16 protein-coding genes and 1 tRNA gene are annotated in these 17121 nt (G+C 49.4%); 11 read left to right on the top strand and 6 right to left on the bottom strand.

Annotated features, from left to right (window positions below; genetic code table 11):
• Nucleotides 1-111 precede the first annotated feature (111 nt).
• From nfuA to AC0B60_RS08215, 3 genes are all read left to right on the top strand, one after another.
• Nucleotides 112-699, top strand: coding sequence for a Fe-S biogenesis protein NfuA (gene nfuA, locus AC0B60_RS08225; RefSeq protein WP_465085272.1), 588 nt, complete (start codon nucleotides 112-114; stop codon nucleotides 697-699).
• 294 nt (nucleotides 700-993) lie between these two features.
• On the top strand, nucleotides 994-2193 hold the full coding sequence (locus AC0B60_RS08220; protein ID WP_465085271.1) for a hypothetical protein: 1200 nt from the start codon (nucleotides 994-996) through the stop codon (nucleotides 2191-2193).
• 48 nt (nucleotides 2194-2241) lie between these two features.
• Complete coding sequence (locus tag AC0B60_RS08215) at nucleotides 2242-2571, top strand: hypothetical protein (protein ID WP_465085270.1); 330 nt, start codon at nucleotides 2242-2244, stop codon at nucleotides 2569-2571.
• Here the strand turns inward: AC0B60_RS08215 and AC0B60_RS08210 are convergent.
• From AC0B60_RS08210 to AC0B60_RS08190, 5 genes are all read right to left on the bottom strand, one after another.
• Complete coding sequence (locus AC0B60_RS08210) at nucleotides 2566-2883, bottom strand: TusE/DsrC/DsvC family sulfur relay protein (protein WP_465085269.1); 318 nt, start codon at nucleotides 2881-2883, stop codon at nucleotides 2566-2568. The two genes, AC0B60_RS08215 and AC0B60_RS08210, sit on opposite strands and share 6 nt — an antisense overlap.
• Nucleotides 2883-3164, bottom strand: a complete 282-nt coding sequence (gene tusB / locus AC0B60_RS08205) for a sulfurtransferase complex subunit TusB (protein WP_465085268.1) — start codon at nucleotides 3162-3164, stop codon at nucleotides 2883-2885. The genes AC0B60_RS08210 and tusB overlap by 1 nt, the downstream gene beginning before the upstream one ends.
• Nucleotides 3165-3195: 31 nt before the next feature.
• Nucleotides 3196-3546, bottom strand: coding sequence for a DsrE family protein (locus AC0B60_RS08200; protein WP_465085267.1), 351 nt, complete (start codon nucleotides 3544-3546; stop codon nucleotides 3196-3198).
• Between the two features lie 2 nt (nucleotides 3547-3548).
• Nucleotides 3549-3965 carry a sulfurtransferase complex subunit TusD gene (gene tusD / locus AC0B60_RS08195; protein ID WP_465085266.1) on the bottom strand — a complete coding sequence of 139 codons (417 nt, stop codon included), beginning with the start codon at nucleotides 3963-3965 and terminating at the stop codon, nucleotides 3549-3551.
• A gap of 107 nt (nucleotides 3966-4072) precedes the next feature.
• A complete protein-coding gene (locus tag AC0B60_RS08190) occupies nucleotides 4073-4768 on the bottom strand; it encodes a Bax inhibitor-1/YccA family protein (RefSeq protein WP_007152095.1) in 696 nt (231 codons plus the stop codon).
• Between the two features lie 352 nt (nucleotides 4769-5120).
• Between AC0B60_RS08190 and AC0B60_RS08185 the strand changes: the two genes are divergently transcribed.
• The 8 genes from AC0B60_RS08185 (at nucleotide 5121) to AC0B60_RS08150 (ending at nucleotide 15690) form a co-directional block, all read left to right on the top strand.
• Nucleotides 5121-5211, top strand: a tRNA-Ser gene (locus tag AC0B60_RS08185).
• Nucleotides 5212-5387: 176 nt separating this feature from the next.
• Complete coding sequence (locus tag AC0B60_RS08180; RefSeq protein WP_465085265.1) at nucleotides 5388-6866, top strand: tyrosine-type recombinase/integrase; 1479 nt, start codon at nucleotides 5388-5390, stop codon at nucleotides 6864-6866.
• On the top strand, nucleotides 6859-10365 hold the full coding sequence (locus AC0B60_RS08175; RefSeq protein ID WP_465085264.1) for a hypothetical protein: 3507 nt from the start codon (nucleotides 6859-6861) through the stop codon (nucleotides 10363-10365). Before AC0B60_RS08180 ends, AC0B60_RS08175 begins: the two co-directional genes overlap by 8 nt.
• Nucleotides 10358-10993, top strand: coding sequence for a hypothetical protein (locus AC0B60_RS08170; RefSeq protein WP_465085263.1), 636 nt, complete (start codon nucleotides 10358-10360; stop codon nucleotides 10991-10993). Before AC0B60_RS08175 ends, AC0B60_RS08170 begins: the two co-directional genes overlap by 8 nt.
• Nucleotides 10983-11477, top strand: coding sequence for a hypothetical protein (locus AC0B60_RS08165; protein WP_465085262.1), 495 nt, complete (start codon nucleotides 10983-10985; stop codon nucleotides 11475-11477). The genes AC0B60_RS08170 and AC0B60_RS08165 overlap by 11 nt, the downstream gene beginning before the upstream one ends.
• Entirely contained in the window at nucleotides 11474-13657 is a 2184-nt protein-coding gene (locus AC0B60_RS08160) for an AAA family ATPase (RefSeq protein ID WP_465085261.1), read from the top strand. The genes AC0B60_RS08165 and AC0B60_RS08160 overlap by 4 nt, the downstream gene beginning before the upstream one ends.
• 183 nt (nucleotides 13658-13840) lie before the next feature.
• A complete protein-coding gene (locus AC0B60_RS08155; RefSeq protein WP_465085260.1) occupies nucleotides 13841-15034 on the top strand; it encodes a hypothetical protein in 1194 nt (397 codons plus the stop codon).
• Nucleotides 15035-15351: 317 nt separating this feature from the next.
• Complete coding sequence (locus AC0B60_RS08150) at nucleotides 15352-15690, top strand: antitoxin Xre/MbcA/ParS toxin-binding domain-containing protein (RefSeq protein ID WP_465085259.1); 339 nt, start codon at nucleotides 15352-15354, stop codon at nucleotides 15688-15690.
• Between the two features lie 696 nt (nucleotides 15691-16386).
• On the opposite strand, the gene AC0B60_RS08145 is transcribed toward AC0B60_RS08150, so the two are convergent.
• Entirely contained in the window at nucleotides 16387-17121 is a 735-nt protein-coding gene (locus AC0B60_RS08145) for a 5-oxoprolinase subunit PxpA (protein WP_465085258.1), read from the bottom strand.

The following is a 17121-nucleotide window of genomic DNA, read 5'->3' as shown; positions in this document are numbered from 1 at the left end:
GCTCGATGATGTTGGTCAATGGAGCACTTAAAGTCTGACTATTTTACTTGGTCTTTCATGTTGCAGCGATCTCACTTAAAATGAGGGAACACTTACAAACGGGTTGCAACTATGGCATTGGTTACGGTGACAGATCCCGCTCGGGATTACCTTGCACAACTTATCGAAAAACAGGATGTGGAGGGCATGGGTGTCCGTATTTTCGTAACCCAGCCCGGCACCAAGAACGCCGAGACCTGCCTTGCCTACTGCCCGCCGAACGAAGTCGTGCCGACGGACGAGCAGGTAGATCTGGGCAAGTTCACGTTGTTTCTGGATCATAATTCCGTGCCGTTCCTGGAAGAGGCCTTTGTGGACTATTCCAAGGACCAGATGGGCGGACAGTTGACCATTAAAGCGCCTAACGCCAAGGTGCCCAGCGTTGATGAAAACGCGCCGCTGCCGGATCGCATCCAGTATATCCTGGCGTCGGAAATTAACCCCAATCTCGCGGCTCACGGCGGCGAAGTGTCCCTGGTCGAAGTGGCCGAGGAATCCATTGCTGTCCTGCGGTTTGGCGGTGGTTGCCAGGGCTGTAGTGCGGTAAGTCTCACGCTGAAGCAGGGTGTTGAGTCGACGCTGAAAGAGCGCGTTCCCGAGATAACGGCCGTTCGCGACGTTACCGATCATACTTATACAGAAAATGCTTATTATCAGTAATATAAAGCAGACTCTGAAAGCATGATATGAAGCCGGCCTATGCCGGCTTTTTTAGTTTTGGGCGTAGAGGTTTGTCGGTGCTGTTTATCGGTCCCTGTTTGTCAGTACTATGTGTAATGCACCATGCGTGCCGCGCTATCGTCATTGCTGTGGCGGCACGGCCAATGTCGGATAATTCGATTTAACTCATCATCAGTCACATAATCAGAATCAAGCGATGGGTAAGATACCCGTCATACACAATTATGGCGTGTCCTCACCACCGTGCCCGCCAATTACACACTGGGGTTTGTCTTGGTTGATGTAGCACTTTTCTCTGTGCCACCCATGGCCGCTATTGTTGGCTGGTTCACCAACTGGCTGGCGATTCAGATGTCATTTAATCCAATTCAGTTCGTGGGTGTTGGCGCTATTGGTTGGCAGGGAGTGATTCCGCGCAAAGCCGAGAAAATGGCCCATATATGCATTGACCGCACCCTACAACAATTCGGCGACCTGAACGCGGTGTACCAACAATTGGAGCCGCAACGAATCGTTGAGCAGGTCATTTCCCAGGTTAACCCTCGCATGGACGAATACATTGACGAGGTGATGTATGAGATCCAGCCAGTACTGTGGGACAACCTCCCGTTGTTCATGAGAAATCGCATCTATCGGTGGGGTCGAGAACAGCTCCCGTCAAGAATAGAGTCCCTGGTGGAGGACTTTGGGGATGACCTCAATGACCTTGTCGATCTGAAGGCCTTGCTGAGCCGCGAGCTAAAACAGCACCCTGACCTGATGAACCGAATTTTCAGGGAAGCGGGCTCAGTCGAACTGCGGTCGGTTATCAATCGAGGGGCTATCATTGGCGGCCTGCTGGGGGCGTTATTGGCGCCCGCCTGGGTTCGCTATCCCGAACCATGGTTATTACCGGTCGGTGGCTTTGTGGTTGGGTTTCTAACCAACTGGATTGCCATCAACCTGATTTTCCGCCCGCTCAAGCCCAGGCGTTTCCTGTTCTGGCGGGTACAGGGTCTGTTCCTGCAGCGCCAGCCGGAGATCAGCGACGTATGGGCCAGGTTGGTGGCGGAGGAGTTGATCACCGTTGAGAAAGTGGCTGACGCCATGATCAACGGTAACCGTGGGGACCGTACGCGGGCGATTATCCAGAAGCATCTGAGGCCACTGCTGGACAACTCGATGGTCATGAAGCTCGGTGCCCAGGTCACCGTTGGTATGACGGGGTATACCGAGCTTAAAAAAGCCATGAACCATAAGGCGGTACTGGCTACCCATGATGTCTTTGGGGACCCCGCGTTTAACCGCGAACGGGCGCCGGTGGTGGCCGGGGTGTTGGCCGGGCAGATGAAGTCTCTGGCGCCGGCAGAGTTTCAGGATATCCTGCGGCCGGCATTTCGAGAGGAAGAGATTCAACTCATGCTGGTTGGAGGGGGACTGGGTTCCCTGGCGGGTGCGCTTCAGTTCTTGGTGATGAACAACGTATTGAATTAGGCGCTTGGAGCAGTATTCCTTGCATAATGAGCTGACCAGGAGGGCAGTATGGATTTTGGATGGGCAGTCGCGATACAGGCTCTGGTAACTGGGGCTGTTGTTCTTTCAGTGCTTGCAGGTTTCTGGTTCGGCATTGTGCGGCCGCACCTTGACCGAAAGGTGGTGGAGCTCATAGAAGCGTCGCGGGAGATAGAGCCCAGGGTGAGGCAGGGAGTACGGGAGGGTGTGGAGGAAACCCTTCGGGAATTGCCGGAAAGTACGGTGAAAGAGTCTACCCGCCAGTTCCTCCGGTTCGGTTCCGGGCTGTTCGAGAACGGCCTCAGCAGCTTTCTGGGTGAGGTGTCTGACCCCGGACGAAAGCCCCGAAACGATTTATAGACAATTCGTCGGTCTTGGCAGGCCTGCTATTCGGCAGGCCGTTTTGGCTGGTGTGCCGGGAAAGAGCTGCATCAAGTAAATGCTGTTGCCCTTTTCTTCGTCAAACGCCTCCTTGACCGCTTTCACAAACAACCTGTTCGATGGTGGTGAAATTTCATGTTGTTTGTAAAAATCCCTTAGGAACTCAATGATTTCCCAGTGATTCTCGGTTAAATCGATATTGTCGTCCGCAGCGATGTCACGGGCCACGTCAGGTGACCACGCCCAGGCGTCCTCCAGGAACCCTTCATTGTTTCTCGTCGGAGTTGTCATTACCAACTGATCACTCTGGTTGCCTCGGTGGTCAGGGCCACCATTGTGTCAAAATCAATCGATTCCGCGTCAAGTCCATCAACTGTGATGGCTCTGGCCTGCAGGTCGGGGGCCAAGGCATAAACCGTACCTTTTAGCGTTGCTTCACGATCCGCCAGTGCGAGCACACCAGATTCAGTCAGTAACAGGCCATCCTGGTCTGTGATACTCGACAGGCACGCTCCAAATGCCGGATGATCCGGCCGCTTGTTGACGATGTGCAGGGTGTGGATAGTTGCCATCAATGCGCTCTCCGGGTGTGTGGTTGCCTGCTCAGCTCAGGTTGACTACGTGGGCGTAGTGCTCGAGAACATCGGCGTTCAGGTTTGTCATGGTGACGCCCGGAATCATATTCGCTTCGTTGAGGCCAAACCGTTCACAGGCCCCATGATCGGCCATCAGGGCAGAAACGCCAAAAATCGGCGCGGCTGACAGGTTCCTTTCCATCGATTTCTGCTGCACGGAGTTCGCCTGCTGAGCTTTGCGAAGCCAGTTAACGCCTTCACTGGTGAAAAGCAACGTCACTGGCTGGTCAAAGGCGGCCAGGGAAAAGGCCATGTCTAGTGACTCACGGCCGGTCCAGTCGCAATACGGCGCCTGACTAATGATAACTAATGTCTCCACGCTCAGCCTCCACCGTGAAAATAGATAACACGATCAGAACGGGCCACGCCCTCCACCCACTCGCCCAAACCGGCAATTGTGAACGGTGAGGCAAGGTTGTTGGCGGGCAGTTCGTAACGCTGTTGTTCGCTCTGATCCACAATACCTCGTCGCAGGGCCGACGCGATACAGGCAAAACCGGCAACACCATGGCTTGCAAGGAAGTCCTGCCACTCCTGCGACCAGTTCACCTCATCGGATGGTGGGCTGGTCAATGCTGACGCCAGATGAACGCCATCGCCGTAGAGGAATACCCGGTCAATTTGATGGCCGTTTGCGAGTACTGCCCTGGCAAAGGCGAGTGAAGTTTGTGGCGCTTGGGTGGAATAGGGCGCCCCAGTGATGACCAGAGTGAAGGAACAGGGTGTGTGCGGGCTCATAGCTGCGTATCAGTCTGTTGGAGTCCAGAGTGTAGTTTACCTTATGAATGAAAAAACCCCGACCGAAGCCGGGGTTTTCTGGCAAATGCCGTCTGTCACCAGAGTGATCAGTCGTCGCCGCTGAACGCCATCATCAGGTGAAGCAGGCTGACGAACAGGTTGTAGATGGCCACGTAAAGGCCAACAGTGGCGATGATGTAGTTGCGTTCACCGCCATTGATGATCCGGCTGGTTTCAAACAGGATCATGATGGAAGCGAAGATGGTGAAGCCTGCAGACACCGCCAGGTGCAGAATGGAGCTCTGCATGAAGAACGCCAGCAGCATCGCACCGATCAGCACGAAGGCGCCCGCTGTCAGGAAGCTGGACAGGAAGCTGAAGTCCTTCTTGGTGATAATGGCGGTTGCGGACAGACCCACAAATGCGGTGGCTGTGAGGGCCAGGGCATTCGCGACAATCTGGGAAGCACCCGCTGCCACCATCTGACCGATGATCGGACCGAGAGTGAAGCCCATGAAGCCGGTAAGGGCGAACGTCGTTACGATACCCCAAGGGCTGTTTTTGAGCTTATAGGTCGCGAACAGTAGGCCGATATAGCCTACGATCGTGATCAGGAAGCCCGGGTGTGTGCCGTTCATGTTAAGGAACGCGGTCAGTGCGGAGAATGCCAGAGTCATTCCCAGCAGCATGTAGGTATTGCGCAGCACGTTCATGGCATCTGCGCTGATACCCGTCGCCCGACCTTTTTCTGTGGTCGAATAGGCTCCCTGGTTTTGCTGGACGCCAAATCGTCTGTCTTCCATTGTCTTCTCCGTCTGTGTGTCACAACCGTTTGAATCTAACACTCATCATAATGCCAGATACACAACTTTCAATCATTTACGACAGAAAACGGTCTCATGGATTCCATTAAATGGAGTTAATGTTCGGTCAAAGGGCAGATGATGTGGCCAGGGCGTTGACAGGAAAAGGAATTCCGGTATCATGCTCCCCGCTGTCGCAATGACGGCTGTGGAAAAAACGGTGGGCTGGCAGAGCGGCTGAATGCAGCGGTCTTGAAAACCGCCGAAGGTTAGTAGCCTTCCCGGGGTTCTTATATTAGTGTGCAGTTTGATGTGCATTACAAATGACCACCAGATCACCGTAAAAAGTTTAGGAGGAGTGGCAGAGCGGCTGAATGCACCGGTCTTGAAAACCGGCGAAGGTTAATAGCCTTCCGTGAGTTCGAATCTCACCTCCTCCGCCAGATTCCGTTTAAAATCAAGGGCCTAGGTTTTTCCTAGGCCCTTTTTTTTCGCCTCAAGTTACCCGCACGATGTGAAATTACGTAATATGCATCAAAAATGATGCGTATTTAGTTGACGCTCAGAGAAAAGCCATCTAAAACCCTTTCTAAGTGATGCGTATTAGAAAGGCGGTCTTATGAGTCAGAATTCAAACCATTCAACCCTCGTTAAATCCTCGCGTGATGGACGAACATTTTTTCGTCTGGTTTGTCGCGATGATTATTTGTGCAACTTTTTTGACGACTGGTCTTTCTCCCTTGCCAAAAGCAAAAAGTTCAACACAGTTGAAGCTTATGCCTTCGGGGTTAAAAAGTTCATCAACTACTTTCTGGAAGCCGATAGTCAGCTCAACGGTTCTGTCAGCAGCTTGGACCTCTACCTGTTGTTGGAAAACTTTGAGAGCTACCTGGCATTCGGTGCCGACAGCGATATTGAATTGATCCAAAAAATCGGAAAGGCAGCGCCTCCTGGCAATCTTGGGGGAGCAACAATCGAGCAGACAATGGCTGCTGTAAATAACTTCTTGGAAGCTAGTGAGGCATTCCGAATTGCTTTACTGCAACTGACCGAGGCAGGGTACATTGAGTCGAGCACACCCGTGGCGAGTTCGGGCCTTATAAAGCATTTGGAGCGAGTTGAGCCGAAAGAGTCGGTGAAACGTGCAGTCAGGAAAAGTTCTTGGTTTGCTGCCTGTATCAGTGGCGGCATGAGAAAAATGAAGCAGGCCCGCTTAAAGCCCAAAAGTAAAACCTCAGAAATCATCGTCTCTGACGAGTTTGGCGGCGACCACAAAACGTTTCCCTTCGATCTAGCCAAGGATCTTATTAACAGTGCTCCAAATCTTCGGGATAAACTCCTTTGGAGTCTATTAGCAGCCTCCGGAATTCGAATTTCGGAGGCCCAGACTATGTTTTCCTCGGATATCGTTGTAACCACATCGGCTAGAAAGGGAAAACTGCAAGATCAGCGACGAGTGGTCTCGAAAAAAGTATTCGTTATCGACCCAGATACGCGTCAATCTGAGCTGATTCCATTCCTTACCGAAGCAGAAATCAACAGCCTTCCGCATAAAGGTCGTGAAAGGCCAGATACTTGGCTAATAGAGCCATTCGCCTCCATGTTTTGGAAAACTCTGCATGAATATCGATTAGAGGAAAACCGCAAAGCAAAAAGGCGTCCGATAGCTCCGAAACATCCTTTCTTATTGAATTTAGTGAATAGCGGTAGCCCAGTCGTCCACTCCTATCAAACGCTTTATGACAGCTTCACGAAAGCGTCAGTGAAGGTAACAGGGAAACAGTATGCCTTTCATGCCCTTCGCCACATGTACGGGTACTACATCCACAATTTTGCTCCTGTGGGCAACGGTAAATTTGGCCTGCCCCTGAAAGAAGTTCAGTTGCTGATGGGTCATGCGGAAATCAAAACAACTCAAAGGTATGCAAGGCAGGACATGATGAAACTGGAAGTAGCTATGGGTGCCCTCAATATGGCCCAGGCAAGTGACCCTTTCTTCAGCATTCAAAAAGCGAGGCTTAAATATCTGGAGCAACAAGTCGCCGAGACGAAAGCGAAAATAGAGCAAAGCAAGCTAGGAGCTTCCCAGGATGATTAATTTAGACGCCGACAAAACGGTTTTACTGGCACCACTCGAAGAAATTGGGCTGGCACTTGCGACAGAGCTTCGGAGAAGCGTCCATGATCTTGAAAAAAATGGCACCCACACCAGAAGTGACAGGGCCAAGAACAACCCAGTGATTAAGTTCTTTCGCTCCGGAGGATACAAAGACTTCGCAGGGATTAGCGAAGAGTCTCTGCAAGGCTTGGTGGCAGCATGTGGTCGAGGTTTCACCGGGGACCTTGATGCAAGCGAATTGAAGACGTGTTATCAAATCTACGCTGAGCTGCGTTCCGGTCAAGAATTTTTTCTTCGACGACCAGCGGCTCACACAATAACTGCGTTCATCAGCCTCACAAAAATCACATTGATCTCTTTGTGGGCTAAGGGCCTGATTATACTGCCTCGGAACTTCTCTCCAGTTAAGATTCCCCATGAGCGCTTGGCCGAAATTGCGGAGACGATACCTGCAAACTTTCTCTATAAAGCGCTCTCCGCGAATCCCTCGGCAGATCTAGTGTTTGAAGGAAACGTCGATATCAAGCTTAGAAAAAGGGCCTGCAACCACTGGCTTCGCTTGATCTTCAATACAGACTGGCATTCACCAGATAACGTGATTGAGGAAGATATTCGTGCGTTGATCGACAATTCTCGCGGATCAAAGCATCCTCTGCTGGGTAGGTATTATGTAATTGAATTATTAACTTTTTTGTTCGCTGATCATCCACATCTGAATCAGCTATTTGAGGAGATAATCGGTGACATCGTTGGTCAAAAAAATCGACTAAAAGAGGAGCGCAAAAAGCAAGCCGAAGCACGTAGGGCGGAAAAAGAGAAAAATCGAAAACCCAGGACCGGGACTCCTTATGAATCAAAAACCACCAAGCGAACGAAAGAGTTAATAGCCTACGCACACGGAACGGGTTCTGCCGACATTAGCTCGCTGATTGGCACGAGCATTGCGCCGCGAACACTAAGACATATTTTCTTCCGCAAAAAGCTCGACGTGGCAAGCGATTATCCGTATTCGGAGCTTGGTGATGAGGTTCAGAAAATAGTTCATATCATTGATCGAACTTTTCAATCCTTTATCGATTCGAAGCGGCTTGAAAAGCGATCTTCTTACGAGTTCTTGCTGAGTATACTTCTCTGCTATGTCAGCATTTATCTACCAAGATTCTTCAAGGAACGCGACGGCGACTTGCGTAATTTCCCCACATCGTTCAATGCTCTTACGTGCGCCTACTTCATAGCTAGAAACGAACACCTCGCTGAATTGGTCAATGAAACTCGTGAAGCTCCTCTTACCTATTTTAAATTTATGGAGCTTTTGAGTGATAAGTTTGATTGGGAATGGAATACGACAACCTATGGGTACTTGATGAATGCGCAACGGTATTTCAAGTACATAGAGCTTTTGAATGACCAAATCCCCGATGCTGAAAAATTTAAGTGTACGGTCGCAGAAGCAGATATACCGAAAACGTCAAGAAAAACCACCACTGTCAAAAATGTGCTTCCCCGTGAGTACTTTAGAGTTTTTATTTCTCTTCTCGAAACACTGGACTATTTCATCGATCACCTGAATGGCATGGCCGATGGCACGAATCCTGGAGTGCTTGGTGGAGAGTTGGTTTCCCTAACCTACAACAAATTGTGCACACAGAAAGAGTGGAGGTCCATTTGGCCAGAACCTGGGAAAAAGGATTTGCACATAAATGTAGAGCGCCTCAATTATACCCCGGTGGTCCGGTTCGAGGATCGCTACTATCCGTTGAAACAAGTGATGCGCTTCTACTGGCTTACTCCCTATCGCATCAATGGAATTGATGAGGAGCGAGCTACTCCCCATGTGCCAAGAGTCTTATGGCTAATGACCCACACCGGTATCCGGCAGAAACATCTTTTATGGCTCGACAAAGATGGGTTTGATGCGGCTATCCCCGAAAAAAAGAGCGGTTTAGCCCCACTCATTGTGAGCACAGACAAGGCGCATGCTGAGTGGGTCTCTGTTGTAAGTAGGGAAGTAATCGACGTTTGCCAACGTCAAAGGACATGGCTTGAAAGGAACGAGATTGATTCGTTGAAAGAGCCGATGTGGTATTCCGGATCAGCTAAGAGCCGGTTCGGTAAGTTCATTCCGCTGTTTAGACTGGACTCTTCGCACACTAACTGGGATGTTCATGAGGAAACAGGCAAGATCTTCTGGATGCTGGAAAAGTTACTAAGGCACGAAGTCGGTGAAATCGACTGTCCGCAGCTTGCACATTGGAAGCCTAGGAACACCGAAAAAACACCAGGTCCAACGTCCGACCACATAACAAGTATTGATGACTTCGATCCAAAAAAAGTTGATAGCTCCTGGGAGTGGCGCGTCTATACGCCATATACGCCCCACGGGCTCAGAGCCGCTTTTATATCCGAGCGCATGCGTTTCTTACCTCCGTCACTGATTGGACGGCACCTCACAGGTCAATTTAGTGATGACCTTGTTTGGTATTACACGATCATGGAGGCCGAGGATGTTGGTGATCATCAGCAGCTTCTAGTGAACCTTTTGATGAGAAATGAGGATAGGCTTAAAGGTGGCGGTGCTCCGGAGCTTGCTGAAAAGATAACTGAGATCAATCGGATCATAGCAAAGGATATTGAAACCGATCCGGATGAGGCAATTTCGACACATGGTTTGTTCAGTCTTTCTGATGTCGATGACTCGAAAAACGGTATTGCTGAACTAAAAGCTAAGCAGTACACGAAGCTCGCTTGTAATTCCACTCACATCTGTCCATTCGGAAACGTTTGTCCTTCAGAAGTCGTGCAGAAATATGGTTTGGATAAACCCTGCACCATTTGCCCGTACGCGATAAGGGGCATTATGCACTTGCCTGCGATCAATGCGGCGAAATTCAGAGCTGTTGAGCTGATGGAAGAGTACGGGGAAAAGATAAAGGCTTTTAAGAAAAGGCCGAAAACCGGTGCGCTCACTTCAGATATCGAAAGTATGGAGTCGCAATATGACCGCATGACTAGGGATGCGTTCGCACTGGAGGCGATTGAACAGCAGCTGTATCACATGCGTGATTCGAATAGCGATGACTTCATGGCTCAAGACAGCGAAACCATAAAGAACCTTTATGAAAAGTTAGAGCTTGGAGAGGGGGAGCGCCTCATCAAGCGACTGATTGATGTCCAGTGCTTCCCGGATTTAGACAGCCCTGGTATTCAAAGAAAATTTGCGGCCTTGAGATACAAGCTGATGGTGGCCAGCGGCAACATTCGAGGGCTACTGGAGTCTCACGAAGAGCCTGAGAATGCGCTCCTTGCTTCCCAACTCCATTCGATGATGTCTGCAAATGGTCTAAATGTTCGCGATGTTTACAAGCTCGCAACTGCGAATCTTTCGGAGAATATGGACTCTCTTCCACAGCTTCCAAAGATCGGGTTCGACAAATTGAATCTTGTTCTTTCCAGAGCATATGAGGCAGAAAGTGAGTAACAAAAAAAAGGGAAAAAACCCTTTCGCCCAGAGCCAAAAAAAGAAGGTTGAGAACCGAGAAGCCCTTGTAAGAAAGGCTTTAACGCTTTTGGCGGGAGCAAGTTTCGACTCTTTGAACTCGCTGGCAGTAAGTACGGCTCAGGTAGTAACTGAGCTGGAGAGGAGGCAGGCCAAAGACGGAGAGGATGTCTCTCCTATCAGCCGAACAACGCTGACCAGGAAAGAGGGGAAGTACAGGCATATATTGCTTGCTCACTTTGAAGGTTCTGCGCATGCCGAAAAAAGTGATGAGGAGGCTGAGCTAGAGGAGCTTCAGCTCCACTGCGCACACCTAGAGCATGAGAATGAGTTACTCAAACATCGACTTAGCATTACAGGCGGCAATGCGCCTGAGACGCCCTCAGAAGCTCAGGAAGGGCGTTCCGACAAAGACGACATTGGAATGCTCATCGACATCATAGACGGCATTATGGATCACCTTTTCGACGCCTTTGTGATTGTTGGGCCGAATGAAGTCTCCGAAGAAACACCGGACCCAGGTATCTACGCGATTGAAACATTGATAGCGGAATACGACGACTTGATTAGGCTGAATGAGCTGCGCGAGGCGGTGAAGAATGAAAGATAAGACCTTCATCTGTGAGAAACCTCCTGAAGGCGTGAAGCTTTCTGGGCCTGAAAAAGGAAAGCTCAACAAGCGTAATTTCGATGCCTATGTAAAGTATCTGAAAAACACAGAGCAGAAGTTTCCGATCAGCCAATTCGGCGACATCAACTATTCCCAGATTGCCGAGTTATGTGGGTTCGACAGACAAGTCTTCGCCAAAAACAAAGCCTTGAAACAGCAACTCCATGACGAGGCGAAGGTCATTGGAACCGACGCCGTGGAGGGCAAAGACCCAGAAACGCGCACTGACAACGAACTAAAAAATCTCAGAAAGCAGCTGAGCAATGCCCGAAAAGACTTGGCGCTTGCAGAAGAGAAAATCGAGGGACTTCAAAAGCAGTTAATCCAGGTGAATTCTGAACTTAGACGGTCTGAGGAAGATAAGGAAGAGGCTGCTGAGTCTTTAGATTTTATGATTAATACCGGTCGGCGCTTCAGCCTATGAGCTTCTCTCGCGTCGTAGAAGTTAAATCAGTTTTCCCTTCACCCATGGGCGGTGCCGTGTTCAAAGGCATACCGGTTGGCAAGTTCAGAAAGAAGTCTTTCCGTGCTCCTAGGAGCGTTGTGTCGCGGATACCAGCTGAAGGAGAGTTTTGGAAGATTGAGGGGCAGATACTTGAAGACCCAAAATACGGTGATGTTGTTGTTGTCACAGATGCGTTTCTGACTGAGCTGCCCTCATTCAACTACGTGGGGCGTCTGCTAGAGAATCATCCAGCCTTCCGAGGATTCCATTTTGGTAAGGCGAAGGTTGCGAAGTTGATTGATGCAGCCGGGAAATATGCGTTAGTTGAAGTCCTCAATAAAGGTGACGTCAATGCTTTGATAGATGCTGGACTGAGTGAGCCAATCGCAGTTCGTGTGTGCGATGCCTGGTCAAAGCTAAAAGAAGAAACAGAGGTTGCCACCTTTCTCCACGAGCACAAGCTAGATAGTGCTCTAGCAAAGAAGATAATCCGCCTCTGTAAACATGACACAGTCAGCCGACTCAAACGAAATCCGTTCGCTTTGATCGCTTTGAGCAATGCGAACAGGAAGAATCTCCTCACCATCGCTAGGGTCGCAGAGAAGCTGGGCATTTCTCTTGAAGATGATCGTGTCCAAATCGGAGCGGTCGAGTATGCGATGTTTAAGGAGCTAGATGCTGGCAATACCGTAGTCCATCTCCCCAAAGCTTTAAAGCGGATCGCGGACGCACTTTCAGCCATAAGAAGCCCTGTTTCGGCTGAGGTAGCGGTAAAGTCAGCGCTGGCAGTAAAAGCTGTCTGTGTCTATGAGAGGGATGGAGAGAAATATCTGCAAGCCATTGCTGTTGCTTATATCGAGCAATATGTTGAAGAGGCGCTCTTGCGTCTCCACCACACTCAGATACCTCGATCTCTTTTCAGTTTCGACTCAGCGTCGTTGAAGAAGCGGATCGAATCTTACAACGCAAAGCAGCTTGAAAGTGGAGGGTTCGCACTAAATAGGGAGCAAAACGAAGCAGTGGAGATGGCACTCCAAAACCGGATATCACTTCTCAGCGGTTACGGCGGAACTGGAAAAACAACCGTACTCAGAGCCATCGTACGGCTTGCTAGAGAGAGCCTGATACCGGTTTTTGTTTGTGCTCTGGCAGGTAAAGCGGCGAACCGAGCAAGCCAGTCAGTCGGCGAAGAGGCAACCACGATCCATTCCTTTATCCATCGGATAAAAAATGACCGGAATCTCGAAGAGGAATTAAATTCTGATCCTCTGATAATTGTTGATGAATCGTCGATGATTGATATGTCCCTGATCTGTACGCTACTGAAAACCCTGGAGGGAATAACCGTTCGATTCTTGTTCGTTGGTGACACGGCACAGCTGCCGCCCATTGGCTTTGGCCTGTTCTATCACAAGCTTGTAAAGTCGGAAGTGCCACAAACCCGACTGATTCAAGTCCACAGGCAGGCGGACGGAAGCCCCTTGCACGATGCCGCGATGTCCATAAGAAATAGGCAATCGCATCAGCTACCAACATATGAAGGGCAGGAAGAGGGTATTTATCTGCTAGAACCGTCTGATAACTCCAAAAGAACGGCGATAGAGTTGAGGCAAAAGATGAATGCCATGATTCTCACGCCTTACAGTTCTGGCCGGTATCACAGTTCCACAGAGGCGCTTAACCCAGTTATTCAGTCTGCCGTAAACAAACAAGAGGAATCAAACCTGAAGCTCAAACTTGGGGCGCACACACTCCAGGTTGGAGACCCAGTGATCGTCACTAAAAATGTGGCGCACCTCAATTTGTTTAACGGTATGACAGGTGTCGTTACGGGCATAACGATTGAGGGAGAGACTCTGTGCACAGTGTTTTTCGAGGGGTCGGATTCACAGACCACTTTAAGTCGGGATCAGGCCTGGGAACTGGGGCTCCAACTCGCATACGTCATCACGATTCACAAGTCCCAGGGCAGTGAGTACGAGGTATGCGCGATCATTTTGGGTGGACCAATGATTGAGAATAGCGCCTTGTATACCGCGATTACCCGGACACAGAAACTCTGCATCGTCATAGGAAGCCAAGAGATGTATAACGAGGCGCTGAACAGGCCGCCCCGCTATGAGACTGTGGAGTGTGGATTCTCGCCTGCATTTACTTGAACGTTAGAGTAGGACCGGCAGGAGGACTCATGGACGACAGTGATAGCACATGGACGGTTGCGGACTGGTTGATACAGGATACTGAGGGAAAAGAGGGTTTCCGGGCCTTTAGCGCTTTGGTTGATCTTTCTGTACGATCTCTAAATTTATGGAAATTAAATCGAAGCACTAAGGAAGATTCGCATGAAACTAAGTCTCGAATATATTTTGCTTGTCGGATTTTTGGCGATTTTCATGTATCGGGCTTATGCCTGGAAGCAAGTTTTCAAGGAATCGTTGTCAGATCAAAGCAAAATTCTTAAAGAAAAAAACAGAGAGATAGCAGAGTTATGTTCGGAGCTTCTGCAACAGGCGCTCAAAAAATTTAACGAGCACGCGCATCAGGGTCGAGGGAAACGGTTGTTAATTACGCACGGTCGGTTACACAATGACAAATTTCCTATGAAGGAATTACAAGATACATTGAACTCCTTGGAGACTCTTTATTTTAAGTCGTTGACTGCATCGCCTGAGGTTCGATCAAGCACTCGAATTACTTACCAGATTATTTGTGATATAAAGTCGTTACATGAAAATGATAGCTTATACATTAGGCAAGATTATTTCTATAATTTCGTTTACTTATCTTTAAATTTAATATTCGAATCCTTGAAGTCAACTGTTTCTATTTCTAAGCCAAATCTTATATTTACAAAATCAAGGTACGGAAGGGAGCTTGCGAAATACACAGTCGGCGAAAATAAAGATTTTTTCAGTGAAACCGCGCAGCTAACGGAGAACAATCCACTGAGTCACATTTTTGCAGCGTTTTATTTTGAAGTTTTGAAAAAGATTCCAGAGGTTGCTTACTCTAAGCTTTTCTTCAAAAATATGGGCTACGATAATTCAATTTTACTAGCCGATATGGCGCTATCGAAAATTGCGTTCCATAGAAAGCTACCTGATACATCTAAAGCGATTATAGATGGAGAAAAGTTTGACATTGGAGCGATTGCCCAGACGGAGCGCATGAGCACTGGTTTGGCAGAGAATAAAATAATAGAAATATTTTATTCAGCGTTTGTTTGTAAAAGAAACGATAATAACAAGCAGGTAATTAAGAGACTTGAGGAAGTTTATTCGGACTATGAGGCTAAAATTTCTGTTACGAGCGAAGCTTTGGGAATTGTCAGTGTTAAGTTGCCAAAGAGAATTTGTCTTGAGCTATTTAAAGAAAGCTCAGTTGCAATAGACTATTCGATCTGGGAGGTCGCGGGAAGGTCTCCTGCAACATTCTACTTCAGAAGTGTAATGTCTTCTGCGAAGACGCCGATAGCATCGTATATAAATTCGATCAACGAAAAAATAAAAAGAAAGTTCAAAAAATACGATTTCTAGAGTGGTGGTTTTTCGAGCGCGGCGATTTCTAGAGATGGTGGTTTAGAGCACCAGAATAAGCACTATGCCACTCGCTAGTGAGGGATCTTGGAGATGTCGCGCTAAGCAGGCCTCCTCGCTATGAGACTGTTGTGCGCAGGTTTTCGCAATCGCTCAACGGAAGACAGCACTCTAAAGCGGTGTCTTCGTTCTATACGAGCTTTGGACCGACCACCAACATCATCCCCACTCCTTTTCCGACATCATAGCGGTCCACCTTTTCCTCTCGCGTTGTTTATACTAGAGAAACCGGATGTACTACGCCAGGAGGGTTTATTATGGGGGAATTCACGGCTGATGGACTGCATGCAGATGGCCCGGACCGTATTTTCGAGTTGGTCTGCGATGCATGGGCGCTGTCCGATGAAGAGCGTGAGACGCTGCGTCAGAGAGCCCTTGAATGTGAAGATTTTGAAGGCTATCTCAACATCTCACGGATCTATCGCGCCCTCCATGCGATTTTTTCGGAAACAGAAGATGGCCGTGCCGATAGTTGGGTTAGACGTCCTAACCGTCGCTTTGACGGGGCTCCAGCGCTTGAGTACATGATTGAGAAACCTGGCGGGATCGCCGAAGTTAAAGGTTATGTCATGGGTCAGGTCTTTGGTGGTTGGTGATCCTAATGAGTCGAAAGTCCTCGTAGAAGCTGATGCGAGCTGCCAAAGACTGCAAGCCTATTTGGGATGACGATTGGTTATCGCTAAAAGACTTTCCAAAAGCCGACGCAGATTTTCTCAAACATCGCTCTGGCAGGCCAATAGTCTTAAAATCATCACTTGGCTCAGATCAGCCGATATACATCAACGCCAGCGAGACGCGATGATCCATTGGCTCAAGAAAAGCGATTACTGGAACCCGAGTAAATCGGGGTCAAGGGGTTGGTGCGGCCCGCAGCACGCAGTGCGAGGACTCGGCCCCTTGACGCCTTCTTCGAAGCTATCCTCTTAATGGGGTTGCAGTGCAGCTGCAACCCCTGCCTAACGGCGAGTGATGCTTTGTCTTTTCAGCGTTCCCGCGACAACACCATCCCAAATCCAGCAACTCCATTACGACCTAGAATTTAAATATGCATCATGATGCGTATTACTTAACAACTAAAAGTCATTCATTTGAGATGTTAATCCTCTTCGCTAGATGGCCCGGAATCAGGGATTCCTAGAGGTTTAAGGCTCATGGAATTTATGGTGTTATAGATACACACAGTTGTCGGTCGGGGAAGATTTGTACTTACATAAGGGTTCGAATCCCTGGCCCACCGCCACTTTCTCTTCCTTTCCTGATCTATCTCGTATCCCTTCAAGACGTTAGCGCTTCTAGTTCGTAGTCAATGCTTTCCGAATAGCGCGAATACCGCTCAGTGCTGCTTCATTATCGCCGTGGACGCACAGGCTATCAGCAGGCAGTGTGAGCCAGTTACCGGATGAACTGTAGACCCCGCCGTTGTGAGCGAACGACACCGCCTGATCAACGATCTTGTCTGCAGACTGGTGTACGGCCCCTGGGAGGCGACGGGACACCAATTGGCCTTCGTCGTCGTAGACACGGTCGGCAAAGGCTTCCAGCAAGATGGGGAGGCCGACATAGTCCGCCAGTTTCCGGTGTTGTTCGTGTTTGACGGTCACCGGAAGCATTAGCGGCAGATCCGGCTGATAGCGCTTAACAGCGACCATAACGGCTTCGAGGGTGCTCATGTCCCGCATCATGTCGTTGTTCAGGGCACCGTGGGGTTTTACATACGACAGTCTCAGGCTTTCGGCCCGGCACAATCCCTCTAGCGCGCCAAGCTGATAAAGGATCAGGGCGTGAATTTCCTCGGGGCTATGGCTGATGGAGCGTCGGCCAAAGCCGGCGAGGTCGTGATAGGAAGGGTGGGCGCCGATCTCTACCCCGTGCTTCGCTGCCAGAGCCACGGTTCTCTGCATTACCGAGGGGTCTCCGGCGTGGAAACCGCAGGCGACGTTCGCCATATCGATAAGGGGCATCACCAGGTCGTCCTGGCCCATGCGCCAGGCACCGTAGCTTTCCCCAAGATCACAGTTCAGTTTCAT

It is taken from the genome of Marinobacter sp. V34 (genome assembly GCF_055524115.1).
Note: the sequence above shows the minus strand (reverse complement) of the source record. Positions and strands in the feature narration are given on the sequence as shown.

Bases quoted from the DNA above. Each gene is read 5' to 3' on its own strand.
- nfuA (WP_465085272.1), top strand. From the start codon at position 112: ATGGCATTGGTTACGGTGACAGATCCCGCTCGGGATTACCTTGCACAA.
- AC0B60_RS08215 (WP_465085270.1), top strand. From the start codon at position 2,242: ATGGATTTTGGATGGGCAGTCGCGATACAGGCTCTGGTAACTGGGGCT.
- AC0B60_RS08210 (WP_465085269.1), bottom strand. From the start codon at position 2,883: ATGACAACTCCGACGAGAAACAATGAAGGGTTCCTGGAGGACGCCTGG.
- tusB (WP_465085268.1), bottom strand. From the start codon at position 3,164: ATGGCAACTATCCACACCCTGCACATCGTCAACAAGCGGCCGGATCAT.
- tusD (WP_465085266.1), bottom strand. From the start codon at position 3,965: ATGAGCCCGCACACACCCTGTTCCTTCACTCTGGTCATCACTGGGGCG.
- AC0B60_RS08190 (WP_007152095.1), bottom strand. From the start codon at position 4,768: ATGGAAGACAGACGATTTGGCGTCCAGCAAAACCAGGGAGCCTATTCG.
- AC0B60_RS08180 (WP_465085265.1), top strand. From the start codon at position 5,388: ATGAGTCAGAATTCAAACCATTCAACCCTCGTTAAATCCTCGCGTGAT.
- AC0B60_RS08175 (WP_465085264.1), top strand. From the start codon at position 6,859: ATGATTAATTTAGACGCCGACAAAACGGTTTTACTGGCACCACTCGAA.
- AC0B60_RS08165 (WP_465085262.1), top strand. From the start codon at position 10,983: ATGAAAGATAAGACCTTCATCTGTGAGAAACCTCCTGAAGGCGTGAAG.
- AC0B60_RS08160 (WP_465085261.1), top strand. From the start codon at position 11,474: ATGAGCTTCTCTCGCGTCGTAGAAGTTAAATCAGTTTTCCCTTCACCC.
- AC0B60_RS08155 (WP_465085260.1), top strand. From the start codon at position 13,841: ATGAAACTAAGTCTCGAATATATTTTGCTTGTCGGATTTTTGGCGATT.
- AC0B60_RS08150 (WP_465085259.1), top strand. From the start codon at position 15,352: ATGGGGGAATTCACGGCTGATGGACTGCATGCAGATGGCCCGGACCGT.
- AC0B60_RS08145 (WP_465085258.1), bottom strand. From the start codon at position 17,121: ATGAAACTGAACTGTGATCTTGGGGAAAGCTACGGTGCCTGGCGCATG.